General features: G+C 66.7%; 12 protein-coding genes. 3 read left to right on the top strand and 9 right to left on the bottom strand.

The window, feature by feature from the left end; genetic code table 11:
* Positions 1–53 precede the first annotated feature (53 nt).
* From AACL56_RS02880 to AACL56_RS02840, 9 genes are all read right to left on the bottom strand, one after another.
* Positions 54–959, bottom strand: coding sequence for a CsgG/HfaB family protein (locus AACL56_RS02880; protein WP_339088327.1), 906 nt, complete (start codon positions 957–959; stop codon positions 54–56).
* A 133-nt stretch (positions 960–1,092) separates the two neighbouring features.
* A complete protein-coding gene (locus AACL56_RS02875; RefSeq protein WP_339088326.1) occupies positions 1,093–2,055 on the bottom strand; it encodes a ParB/RepB/Spo0J family partition protein in 963 nt (320 codons plus the stop codon).
* Positions 2,055–2,600, bottom strand: coding sequence for an RBBP9/YdeN family alpha/beta hydrolase (locus tag AACL56_RS02870; protein WP_339088325.1), 546 nt, complete (start codon positions 2,598–2,600; stop codon positions 2,055–2,057). Before AACL56_RS02870 ends, AACL56_RS02875 begins: the two co-directional genes overlap by 1 nt.
* Positions 2,601–2,651: 51 nt before the next feature.
* Positions 2,652–3,569 carry a ParA family protein gene (locus tag AACL56_RS02865; protein WP_339088324.1) on the bottom strand — a complete coding sequence of 306 codons (918 nt, stop codon included), beginning with the start codon at positions 3,567–3,569 and terminating at the stop codon, positions 2,652–2,654.
* An 18-nt stretch (positions 3,570–3,587) separates the two neighbouring features.
* Positions 3,588–4,202 (bottom strand): LysE family transporter, encoded by a 615-nt coding sequence (locus AACL56_RS02860; RefSeq protein WP_339088323.1) that lies wholly within the window; start codon positions 4,200–4,202, stop codon positions 3,588–3,590.
* A 184-nt stretch (positions 4,203–4,386) separates the two neighbouring features.
* Positions 4,387–5,028 carry a 16S rRNA (guanine(527)-N(7))-methyltransferase RsmG gene (rsmG, locus tag AACL56_RS02855; protein WP_339088322.1) on the bottom strand — a complete coding sequence of 214 codons (642 nt, stop codon included), beginning with the start codon at positions 5,026–5,028 and terminating at the stop codon, positions 4,387–4,389.
* The gene (gene mnmG / locus AACL56_RS02850; RefSeq protein ID WP_339088321.1) at positions 5,025–6,971 is read right to left on the bottom strand and encodes a tRNA uridine-5-carboxymethylaminomethyl(34) synthesis enzyme MnmG; all 1,947 of its coding nucleotides are present in this window, start codon (positions 6,969–6,971) and stop codon (positions 5,025–5,027) included. Before mnmG ends, rsmG begins: the two co-directional genes overlap by 4 nt.
* A gap of 174 nt (positions 6,972–7,145) precedes the next feature.
* Complete coding sequence (locus AACL56_RS02845) at positions 7,146–8,033, bottom strand: transglutaminase-like domain-containing protein (RefSeq protein WP_339088320.1); 888 nt, start codon at positions 8,031–8,033, stop codon at positions 7,146–7,148.
* Positions 8,034–8,056: 23 nt separating this feature from the next.
* A complete protein-coding gene (locus AACL56_RS02840; RefSeq protein ID WP_013538518.1) occupies positions 8,057–8,242 on the bottom strand; it encodes a DUF1328 family protein in 186 nt (61 codons plus the stop codon).
* Between the two features lie 190 nt (positions 8,243–8,432).
* Here AACL56_RS02840 and gstA point away from each other — a divergent pair, with 190 nt between their 5' ends.
* From gstA to AACL56_RS02825, 3 genes are all read left to right on the top strand, one after another.
* On the top strand, positions 8,433–9,041 hold the full coding sequence (gstA, locus tag AACL56_RS02835; protein WP_339088318.1) for a glutathione transferase GstA: 609 nt from the start codon (positions 8,433–8,435) through the stop codon (positions 9,039–9,041).
* 115 nt (positions 9,042–9,156) lie between these two features.
* The gene (locus AACL56_RS02830) at positions 9,157–9,948 is read left to right on the top strand and encodes an enoyl-CoA hydratase/isomerase family protein (protein ID WP_339088317.1); all 792 of its coding nucleotides are present in this window, start codon (positions 9,157–9,159) and stop codon (positions 9,946–9,948) included.
* Entirely contained in the window at positions 9,945–11,783 is a 1,839-nt protein-coding gene (locus tag AACL56_RS02825) for an acyclic terpene utilization AtuA family protein (RefSeq protein ID WP_339088316.1), read from the top strand. The genes AACL56_RS02830 and AACL56_RS02825 overlap by 4 nt, the downstream gene beginning before the upstream one ends.
* Positions 11,784–11,830: the final 47 nt, after the last annotated feature.

Genomic DNA, 11,830 nt, shown 5'->3' with positions numbered 1-11,830 from the left:
GCTCGCAAGAGTCGCCGGGCTTTCTGCTTTGCAGTTGCCGTGCTTTGCTGATCTCAGTTGTTGTTGCTGCGCCGACGTGCCGGCGGTGCCTTCTCTGCAGGCACATAGGTCTGCGACGGTGCCGCGCCGCCGTCCACGCCCAGGCGGCCACCGCCGCCGAGGCCCTGGCCGCGCACCGTCTGCGCCTTGTAGTTGCGCAGCGAACGGACCATCTGGTTGAAGGCGTCCATGAAGGCCGCCGCGATCACCTTGCCCTGTGCGGTGTTGGTGTAGCCGCCCAGGCCACCGCCGCCGCTGCGGCCGACCAGCCCGCCGAAGGCGCCGAAGTCGGTCTTGGACGCGCTGCCCTCCGAGGCTGCCACCTGCACGCCCGAGCGGTTGTCGATGAGGGTCAGCAGTGCGCTGGCTTCCTTGGTCTGCATGCTGCCGCCGACGGCCGCCAGGGCACGGCCGCGGCCGCCACCCACCAGGCCGCCGAGCGCGCCACCGATGCCGCCTGCGTCGCTGTTGCTGAACACGATCTCGGGCGACAGGCCGTAGTCGGAAGCGACCATCTGGCCGCGGCCGAAGTTGCTGCCGCCGCGCATCTCGCCCGACTGCTGCAGTGCACGCTCGCGCGTCATGGCGTTCATGCCGGCAGCGCCGCGTTCCACGACGATGAAGCAGTTCGACTGCTGCACCAGCAGGCGCAGCAGGTTGGCCGTGGGCGGCAGGCGGTATTCGCCGGTAAGGATGGTGTACCACCCTGCGCTCTGGTTCTCGATCAGCGACACGGTGCCCAGCGGCGACTCGCAACGCTCGAGCTGGCTGCTCTCGCCGGAAGTGGCGCCGCCTGCGGCGCTGCCGGTGGCCATGGTCTTGGCCGACTGGCTGCCCATCTGCATGTCGGTGGTGGCGCAACCGGTGAGAAAGAAGGCGCCCGCGGCAATGGCCGCAAGCGGGAACCTGGTGAGCTGCATGGGTGGACTCCCTCTGTGTTCAGAGATTTGGGTTGGAAAGCCAGCGGTCGAGGATAAGCGCAAAGGATTGCAGGAATCAATCAAACGAATGCCCGACACGGCGTTCACAACCCGGCCTCCGGGCACCGGCGATCTATGCCGTTCGGCGGATGCGCTCGATCAGCCCGTTGAGGGCATCGATCGAGCCGAAGTGGATGGCCAGCTCGCCGCTCTCCTCCACCTTGCCGCCGCGCTTGGTGCGCTTCTTGATGCGGACCTCGACCTCGGCCGTGAGCAGGTCGGCGAGCTCTTCCTCGACGCGTTGCAGGTCGCGCGATTTCTCGCCGTCATTGCTGCGCCGCGAGGGCGTGAGCGTGAACTCGGCGGCGAGCTTCTTCACCAGCGCCTCGGCCTCGCGCACCGACATCTTCTTGGCGGCGATCTGGTTGGCCGCGGTGATCTGCGTGCCGCGGTCGAGCGCCAGCAATGCACGCGCGTGGCCCATGTCGATGTCGCCGGCCATCAGCATCTGCTGCGCGGGCTCGGCAAGGTTCAGCAGGCGCAGCAGGTTGCTGGCGGCGCTGCGCGAACGCCCCACGGCCTGCGCCGCCTGCTCGTGGGTAAGGCCGAACTCGTTGACCAGGCGCTGCAGGCCCTGCGCCTCTTCCAGCGGGTTGAGGTCTTCGCGCTGGATGTTCTCGATGAGCGACATCGCCGCCGCGGCTTCGTTGGGCACGTCGCGCACCAGCACCGGCACGCTGTCGAGGCCCGCGAGCTTCGCGGCACGGAAACGCCGTTCGCCCGCGATGATTTCGTACTCGGCGTTCTTGGCGGCGGCCGATTCGGGGTCGAGCCGGCGCACCAGGATCGGCTGCATGATGCCCTGCACCTTGATGCTCTCGGCCAGTTCGTACAGCGCGCCTTCGTCCATTCGCGTGCGCGGCTGGTACACGCCGGCCACCATCTGGTCGAGCATCAGCGTGTTGGGCTCCCTCGGTGCACCGCGATCTTCCGGGCCCGCGCTGCCGGTGTTGTCACGGTCGGCGGAAGGCGCAGCGGTGGGGCCGAGCAGCGCTTCGAGGCCGCGGCCGAGGCCCTTGGGTTTCTTGGTCGCCATCAGTGCGTGTCTTTCGAGATTTCGTTCAGTAGTTGCCGGCCTTCAGGCCAGTCGCCCAGGCCGGATTCGGCATTCAGGTGGCCGCGCGCGCCGGCATCGACAAAGCGCGCGCCCCAGTCGGCCGCAAGCTGGCGCGAACGCGCAGCGTCGCAGTACGGGTCGTCGTTGGCGGCGATCAGCACTGCCGGGAACGGCAGCGGCTCGCGCACGATCGGCGCCCAGCCGGGAATCAGCTGGCGCATGTCGTCGCGTTCGAGATCGCCAGGCGCCACCAGCAGCGCGCCGCGCACCTTGTGCGTGTTGCGCGAGTGGGCGGCCCAGGCCGCGACGAGGATGCAACCGAGGCTGTGCGCCGCGAAGACCACCTGGCCCGGCGCCGCCAGCACCGCCTCCTCCAGCTGGATCGACCAGTCGCCACGCAGCGGCCGCATCCATTCATGCTGGTCGACGCGAAGATCACCGTGCACGGCTTCCCAGCGGGTCTGCCAATGTCCGGGGCTACTGTTCTGCCAACCGGGCAGCAACAGGATGCGGGGCGCGGTCATCGATGCTTTTTGCTATTATTTTGATAGCAAAATATCAAGTGCAGATGCGGGTCAGGCATTGTTTTCGCTGGTGGTAGCGTCCGGCGAAGAAGCCGGGGCCAGCACGTCTTGCGGGATCGACAGATCCGGCGCGATGCGGTCGACCGGCGAAACAGCTGGCGCCACGGCGCCCGGCGCGAATGCGCTGGCGGGAGGCATCTTCTCGACCAGTTCCTGAGCGAATGCAATGAACGCCTGGCTGCCGCGCGCGGCCGGGTCGAACACCACGCCGGGAAGCCCGTAGCTCGGGGCTTCCGCCAGTCGGACATTGCGCGGGATCACGGTGTCGAACACCTTGTCGCCGAAATGGGACTTGAGCTGCTCGCTCACCTGCTGCTGCAGCGTGATGCGCGGATCGAACATCACACGCAGCAGGCCGATGATCTGCAGGTTCTTGTTGAGGTTGGCGTGCACCTGCTTGATGGTGTTGACCAGGTCGGTCAGCCCTTCGAGCGCGAAGTACTCGCACTGCATCGGCACGATCACGCCGTGCGCGGCGCACAGCCCGTTCAGCGTCAACAGGCTCAGCGACGGCGGGCAGTCGATCAGCACGAAGTCGTACTCTGCCCCGACTGCGGCCAGCGCGGTCCGCAGGCGCTTCTCGCGGCGGTCGAGCGCGACCATTTCCACCTCGGCGCCGGCCAATTCCCGGTTGGCGCCCAGCACGTCGTAGCCGCAACCGCCCTCCACCAGCTTGTCGGCCTTGACGCGCGCCTCGGCCACCGACGCCGATTCGAGCAGCACGTCGTACACCGTCAGCTCGAGCTGCCGCTTGTCGATGCCCGAACCCATGGTGGCATTGCCCTGCGGGTCGAGGTCGATCATCAGCACGCGCTGGCCGACCTTGGCCAGACCGGCCGCGAGATTGACGGTGGTGGTGGTCTTGCCGACGCCGCCCTTTTGGTTGGCGATGCAGAAAATCTTGGCCATGTCAGTACGGGAGGTCGGTCAGCGGGAAATTGCGAGCTTGACGCCGAAGGCGATCAAAAAGGTGCCGGCCAGCTTCTCGAGCGTGGTCGAGATGCGGGGATTGGCACGGATGCGTTCGGCCAGGAAGTGCGTCAGCAGCGTCGAAGTCAGGCCGTACAGAAAAGTCAGCACGGCAATGGTGATTGCCATGGCACCGAAGGTGATCAGGCCCTGGTGGCGGGCCGGGTCGACGAACAGCGGAAAGAAGGCCATGTAGAACACGATCGCCTTCGGGTTCAGCAGGGTGATCGCAAAGGCCTGGCGCAGGAAGTGGCTGGGCTTGATGTTCAGGATCGGTGCCGAGCCCGGCTTGGCCAGCAGCATCTTGATGCCGAGCCACGCCAGATAGCCAGCGCCCAGCCATTGCACGGCCTTGAACGCCGCCGGGTATGCGGCCAGCACGGCGGACACGCCGGCCACCGCGGCCCACATCAGGCACTGGTCACCCAGGATGACGCCGGACGTTGCAGCCAGCCCGCCACGCATCCCGCCCTTGCTGGTCGAGGTGATCAGCGCCAGATTGCCCGGACCGGGAATCAGGAGAAACAGGATGATGGCGGCGACGAATGCGCCGTAGTCAGCGATGCCGAACATGGGAATGCCTCAGAAAGAGAGCTGGTGAACAGACGAGAAAGAGGCATCGAGTCTAAGCGAGCATGGCGTCCGGAGGGCTGTTCAGGCACTCGCATTTGCCAGTGCCGACGCCTCTTTTACCGAATCGAACCGTATCGTGCGTGCGTGCGGGCGGAGCCGAGCAAGCGACCGTCCCACGCGCCTTTCAGGGCGCTTCTTTGCGCGCCCAGACAATGCAGCGCTCGGCATCGAGGCCTGGAACCGCCAGTTGTTCCACGTGAAACACCGACACGCCTGAAGCCAACGCAGCGAGTTCGTCGCCGGGTACCTTGCCCTTCATGGCCAACCAGACGCCGCCTGGCGCCAACAGCTTCATCGAGCCGTTGAAGAAATCCGGAAGCGAGGCGAAGGCGCGAGAGCTGATCACCTCGTAGCTGCCGTCGAGCAGCTCGACCCGCGCATGGAGACCCCGCAGGTTAGGCAACTCCAACTCCGCCGACACCTGCTGCACGAAAGCCGCCTTCTTCGCGACGGCATCGAGGCAGCTCACCTCCAGGTCGGGCCGCATGATGGCGATCACCACGCCGGGCAACCCACCGCCGGAGCCCACATCCAGGAGCTTGCCCTTCCCTGCCCATTCGCGCTGCAGCGGAGCGACCGCCGCGAGGCTGTCGAGCAGGTGGTGCGTGAGCACACTGGCAGGATCGCGCAGTGCCGTCAGGTTGTAGACCTTGTTCCACTTGAGCATGAGCGTGCCATACGCCAGCAGCTGGTCCGCCTGCCTGTCCGAAAGCGCAACGCCCAGCGCGCTGGCGCCTGCGCGCAGCGTATCGATCGGGGCGATCATTCGGCAGCAGCTTCCGTGGCAGCAGCGTCACGGGCGAAGGCCTTATGCCCCCCTTTGCGCAGATGAATCATCAGCAACGAGATCGCGGCTGGCGTGACGCCGGAGATCCGCGAAGCCAAACCGAGGGTCTCGGGGCGGTGCTTGTCGAGCTTCTGGCGCACTTCAAAACTCAGCGCCTTGACCTGCCCGTAATCGAAGTCGGCCGGCAGCTTCAGGTTTTCGAAGTGCGCGGCACGCTCGACCTCATCGTGCTGGCGCTCGATGTAGCCCGAGTACTTTGCCGAAATCTCGATCTGTTCGATCTCGGTCGCATTCAAGGTGTCAGCCGCACCGTACTTTCCACCATCCAGGGACATCAACGTTTCGTAGCTCACGTCGGGCCGGCGCAAGAGGTCTGCGAGGTTGTATTCATGGTCGATGGCCTTGCCCAGCACGCGTTCCGACTCGGATGCAGACAGATTGCGCGGGTTCACCCAGATCGACTTGAGCCGCTCTGTTTCACGTGAAACAGCATCGCGTTTCCGGCTGAACGCATCCCAACGCGCGTCGTCCACGAGTCCCAGCCTGCGCCCTGCTTCCGTCAATCTCATGTCGGCGTTGTCTTCGCGCAGCTGCAAACGGAACTCGGCGCGGCTGGTGAACATGCGGTAAGGCTCGGTCACGCCCTTGGTGATCAGGTCGTCGACCAGCACACCCAGATAGGCCTCGTCCCGACGTGGCAGCCAGGCGGCCTCGCCCCTGCACTGCAGCGCCGCGTTGATGCCGGCGAACAGTCCCTGGGCCGCGGCCTCCTCGTAACCGGTCGTCCCGTTGATCTGCCCGGCGAAGAACAGGCCCTGGATCGCACGCGTCTCGAAGCTGCTCTTGAGTTCTCGCGGATCGAAGTAGTCGTATTCGATGGCGTAGCCGGGACGCAGAATGTGGGCGTTCTCCAGTCCGGGCATCGAACGCACGAGCTGGTACTGGATATCGAAAGGCAGGCTGGTCGAGATCCCGTTCGGGTAGTACTCGTTGGTCGTCAGGCCTTCCGGTTCCAGGAAAATCTGATGGCTTTCCTTGTCCGCAAAGCGGTTGATCTTGTCTTCCACGCTCGGGCAGTAGCGCGGACCCACGCCGTCGATCTTGCCGGTGAACATCGGGCTGCGGTCGAAGCCCGAACGGATGATGTCGTGCGTGCGCGCGTTGGTGTGGGTGATCCAGCAGGCCATCTGCTGAGGATGCATGTCTGCGCGGCCCATGAAGCTGAACACCGGCATCGGCCCTGCCCCACCGGGCATGCCGTCGCCCGGTTGCTCGGTGCATTTCGAGAAGTCGATGCTGCGGCCATCCAGGCGCGGCGGCGTCCCGGTCTTCAAGCGGCCTTGCGGCAGCCTCAGCTCCTTCAGCCGCGCCGACAGGCTGATGGCCGGCGGATCGCCGGCACGGCCAGCCTGGTAGTTGTCCAGGCCCACATGGATGCGGCCATCGAGGAAGGTGCCCGCGGTAAGTACGACGGTGCGCGCACGAAAGGCGATGCCCACCTGCGTGACGGCGCCGACCACGCGATCACCCTCCACCATCAGGTCGTCGACGGCTTGCTGGAACAGGCTCAGATTCGGCTGATTCTCGAGGCGGTGGCGGATCGCGGCCTTGTACAACACGCGATCCGCCTGCGCACGGGTGGCCCGCACGGCCGGGCCCTTGCTCGAATTGAGAATGCGAAACTGGATGCCGGCCTCATCGGTGGCGATGGCCATCGCGCCGCCGAGCGCGTCGACCTCCTTCACCAGATGACCCTTGCCGATCCCGCCGATCGACGGGTTGCAGCTCATCTGCCCGAGCGTCTCGATGTTGTGGGAGAGCAGCAGCGTCTTGGCGCCCATGCGCGCGGCAGCAAGCGCGGCTTCGGTGCCGGCGTGGCCACCGCCGACGACGATCACGTCGAATTCTTCGGGGTACAGCATTTGAATGGGGGCGCACAACTGACGCGTGCGCGGCGCAAAAAGGGGCGCTAATTTTAATCGCCGGGGGTCGTTCGCGCCTGCTGTGTGGGCAAGCTAGAGAGGCCTGCCAAATTGGGCGGCAGCGCCCGTCTTCGTTGACAAGTTTGCTATCTTTTTAAGAGCAAACAACACACGTCAGCCGGTGACTTCCGCCACCTGCACCACTGGCACCGGCTTTTCGATGCCCACCAATGCGCCCGTGGGCGGCGGCGCCTTCGAGGGCTGCAGGCTCTCGTCCTGCAGCTCGAGAATCGCCAGTTTCTTGCCGGTCATGCGCACGTTGCCGAAGATCGTGCAGAAGGCCACGTCCTTCGCGTCGCGGCCCGTTCCCACGCGCACGAGGCGGTCGACCGGCGCCATGCGCGTCGGATCGAACAGCACCCACTGGCCGCCGATCCAGGCTTCGAACACGGCGTGGAAGTCCTGCGGCGGCTCGTCGAACCACACATAGCCCACCACCAGCCGCGCTGGAATGTTCAGCGCGCGGCAGAAGGTGATGCCCAGGTGCGCGAAGTCGCGGCACACGCCGGCGCGTTCCACGAACACCTCGCGTGCGGTGGTCGTCGAGTCGCTGGAGCCGGGCTCGTAGGCGATGCTGTCGTGGATCCAGTCGACGATCGCCTGCACGCGCCCGATGCCGGGCGGCAGGTCGCCGAACAGCTGCTGGGCGCAGCGCGACATCAGGTCCGACTCGCAGTAGCGCGTCGGCATCATGTAGTGCAGCACCTCGTCGGGCACCGCATTGACCGGCACCTCCTGAAGGTCGTGCGGAACCAGCACATGCGCCCGTTGCACCGTGGCCTTGTAGCTGATCTTCAGCGGACCGGGTTGCGCGTCGAACCGGATGAAGCGGTTACCGCTCGATTCGTCGCAGAACACTTTCATCTCGGTCGGCGGCTCGATGGTCAGCTCTTCGTTGACCAGGGCCTGCGCCCCCGAGCGCGCCGCTTCGATGTTCAGCAGCATGTGCGCAGGCGCGCAGACTTCGTAGTCGAGTTGCGCGTCGACGTGCGAGATGTGCATGGCAGTTTTCGCTGGTCAGGCCGTCAGTCGAGCGCTTTCTTCACCGCGCCCACGCCGAGCGCAGCAAGCACCACGAACAGCACGGCCAGCACCAGGAACAGGCCGAACAGCAGCTTGGCAATGCCGGCGGCACCGGCGGCCACGCCACCGAAGCCCAGCAGACCGGCCACCAGCGAGATGACCGCGAAGATGATTGCGTACTTCAACATTCACATGCTCCTTCGACAGGCCCTTGCCCGCCGTGCAACGAAGCTTAGAAACCGACGTGCGAACGCCCGATAGTCGGCCCGCGCATGCACCCGTAGGACAAAAACGCGACGCAACGCGATTCGTCCGCATCCGCTAGCATCCGCTGCGGTCTCTCACAACAATCACCTCGTCATCCACTGGAGTCATCGAATGAAGCTGTATTACTCGCCCGGCGCCTGCTCGCTGTCGCCCCATATCGCGCTGCATGAAGCCGGCATTTCCGTCGAACCCGTGCTGGCCAGCACCAAAAGCCACAAGCTCCAGGACGGCACCGACTACTACGGCATCAACCCGCTGGGCTACGTGCCCATGCTCGAGCTCGACGACGGCACCCGCCTGCGCGAAGGCCCGGCCATCCTCCAGTACATCGCCGACTTGGCGCCGACCAAGAACCTCGCACCGGCTGCCGGCACCATGCAGCGCTACCGCCTTCAGGAGTGGCTGACCTTCATCGGCACCGAAGTGCACAAGGGCTTCAGCCCGCTGTTCAACCCCGGCATGCCCGAAGAGGCGAAGACCATCTTCAAGGACAAGCTGAAGTCGCGCTTCCAGTGGCTCGACAGCGAACTGGCGAACAAGCAGTACCTGATGGGCGACCACTTCAGCGTGGCCGACGGCTACCTGTTCACCGTCACCAACTGGACCAAGCCCACAGGCGTCGACATTTCCGGCTTCCCCAACCTGCAAGCCTGGCATGCACGCGTGGGCGCCCGCCCCGCGGTGCAGGAAGCGCTGAAGGCGGAAGGCCTGCTGAAGTAAGCCATCGGCGGAAACAACCGCCAAGGCGCGGCCGGTCGTTCTCCTCAGGGAAAACCCGGCCCGCTTCAGCCACAAGCCGCATGAAGCGGCTTTTTTTTCGGGCGACGCTGGCCGCATGCCCGAACCATCGACCTCCAGCCTCCCCACCGAACTGCGCGAAGAGATGCGCGGCCCCGTCATGTGGCTCACCATCGACCGCGAGGAGCGGCGCAACGCCCTCGACGCGGCGGTGATCGCCGGCCTCGGCAACGCCCTCGCCCGCGCCAATGCCGACACGTCCGTGCGCGCCGTGGTCATCACCGGTGCCGGCACGCGCGCCTTCTGCGCCGGCGCCGACCTGCAGAGCGGCACCTCCTTCAGGTTCGACTACGCCGCGCCGTACCAGGCCATGGCCAACCTCTTCCGCCAGGCACGGCAATCGACCGTGCCGCTGGTCGCGCGCGTCAACGGCGCGTGCATGGCCGGCGGCATGGGGCTCATGGCGATGTGCGACATGGCGGTGGCCGGCCGCCATGCGGTGTTCGGGCTGCCCGAGGTGAAGGTCGGCGTGTTCCCCGCGCAGGTGCTCAGCGTGCTCGGCGGCCTTCTGCCGCGCCGGGTGCTGGCCGAGATGTGCATCACCGGCGAGCCCATCGACGCCGAACAGGCGCTCGCGCTGCATCTCGTGAACCGCGTGAGCGACGACGTCGACGAAAGCGTCGACTGGCTGCTCGGCCGAATGCTCGACAAGTCGCCTGCCGCCATCCGCCGCGGGCTGTACACCATGAAGAAGATCGAGGCGATGGCCTTCGAGGAATCGATGGCCTTCACCGAAAGCCAGATCGGCCTCTTCGCATTGACCGAGGACGCCGCCGAGGGACAGCTCGCCTTCCGCGAGAAGCGCAAGCCGCAATGGAGCGGACGATGAACGGCAAGAACGACGACGGCCGGCGCATCGTCCGCATCGGCGGCGCCTCGGGCTTCTGGGGCGACAGCAGCGTGGGCGCACCGCAGCTCGTGGCCAGCGGGCAGATCGACTACCTCGTGTTCGACTACCTCGCCGAACTCACCATGTCGATCCTTGCGGGCGCGCGGCTGAAGAAGCCCGAGCTGGGCTACGCCACCGACTTCGTCTCGGTCGCCATGAAGGCCGTGCTGAAGGACGTCGTGAAGCAAGGCATCCGCGTCGTGAGCAACGCGGGCGGCGTCAATCCGCAAGGCTGCGCCGACGCGCTCGCCGCGCTTGCCGCCGAGCAGGGCATCGCCGTGAAGATCGCGGTGGTCAGCGGCGACGACGTGTCTCCCCTGCTGCCGCAGCTGCGACAGGCGCAGCCGCCCGTGCACGAGCTGCAGAGCGGCGCCGCGCTGCCCGAGCGCGTGCTCACCGCCAACGCATACCTCGGCGCGCGCCCGATCCAGGCCGCGCTCGACGCGGGCGCGCAGGTGGTCATCACCGGCCGCTGCGTGGACTCGGCCGTGACGCTCGGCGTGCTCATGCACGAGTTCGCGTGGCAGCCCGGCCACCTCGACCTGCTGGCCGCCGGCAGCCTCGCGGGCCACATCATCGAATGCGGCTGCCAGGCCACCGGCGGCCTGCACACCGATTGGGACACCGTGCCCGACTGGCCCCGCATCGGCTACCCCATCGTCGAGTGCAGCGCCGACGGCAGCTTCGTCGTCACCAAGCCCGCGGGCACCGGCGGCAAGATCACGCCGGCGGTGGTGGGCGAACAGATGCTCTACGAGATCGGCGACCCCGCCGCCTACCTGCTGCCCGACGTCACGGCCGATTTCACGCAGGTGCGCATCGAACAGGCCGGAGAACACCGCGTGCGCGTGCACGGCGCACGCGGCCGTGCGCCGACCGCGAGCTACAAGGTCAGCGCCACCTATGTCGATGGCTTCAAAACGGCAGCGCAGCTCACCATCGTGGGCTTCGACGCGGTGGCCAAGGCGCAGCGCACGGGCCAGGCGATCCTGGCCCGCACCTCGGCCCTGCTTGCACAACACGGCTTCGGCGACTACAGCGGCACGCAGCTCGAAGTGCTCGGCGCGGAGTCGTGCTACGGACCGCACGCGCAGACACAGGCCCGGCAGATCCGCGAGGCCGTGCTGCGGCTCGCGGTGACGCATCCACGCAAGGACGCGCTGGAGCTCTTCGCGCGCGAGGTGGCGCCGGCCGGCACCTCGTGGGCTCCAGGCACCACCGGCGCGGGCGGCGGGCGGGCCTCGGTGTCGCCATCGATCCGGCAGTACGCATTCCTGCTCGACAAGTCGCAGGTGCAGGCCACGGTGAACATCGCGGGCGAGCGCATCGAGCTGCCACGCTCCGACGTCGCGTTTGCAGACGAGATCGTCGCCGCGCCCGGCAAGGCCTCCTCGACCGAGGTTGCACCCCCGGCCGCGGACAGCGTCGAAGTGCCCCTCATCCGTGTCGCCTGGGCCCGCAGCGGCGACAAGGGCGACACCTCGAACATCGGCGTCATCGCGCGCCACCCCGGCCTGCTGCCGACGCTGCGCGCGCAACTCACCGAAGCGCGGGTGGCCGAATGGCTGGCCCACCTCGTCAAGGGCCGCGTCACGCGCTATGAGGTGCCGGGCATCGGCGCCTTCAACTTCGTCTGCGAGCAGGCGCTGGGCGGCGGCGGCATGGCGTCGCTTCGCAACGACCCGCTGGGCAAGGGCATGGGCCAGATCCTGCTGGCCATGCCGGTGCGGGTGGATCCCGCCGAGCTGGCCCGTCTTCTGGCGCCGCCCCTTTAGCACCAATCGGGACAACCGTGCGACAGCAGGGTTGAGGCCGGGCGCTT

The organism is Variovorax paradoxus (assembly GCF_902712855.1).
Lineage (GTDB): Bacteria > Pseudomonadota > Gammaproteobacteria > Burkholderiales > Burkholderiaceae_C > Variovorax > Variovorax paradoxus_Q.
This window is presented reverse-complemented; position numbering and strand designations above follow the sequence as displayed.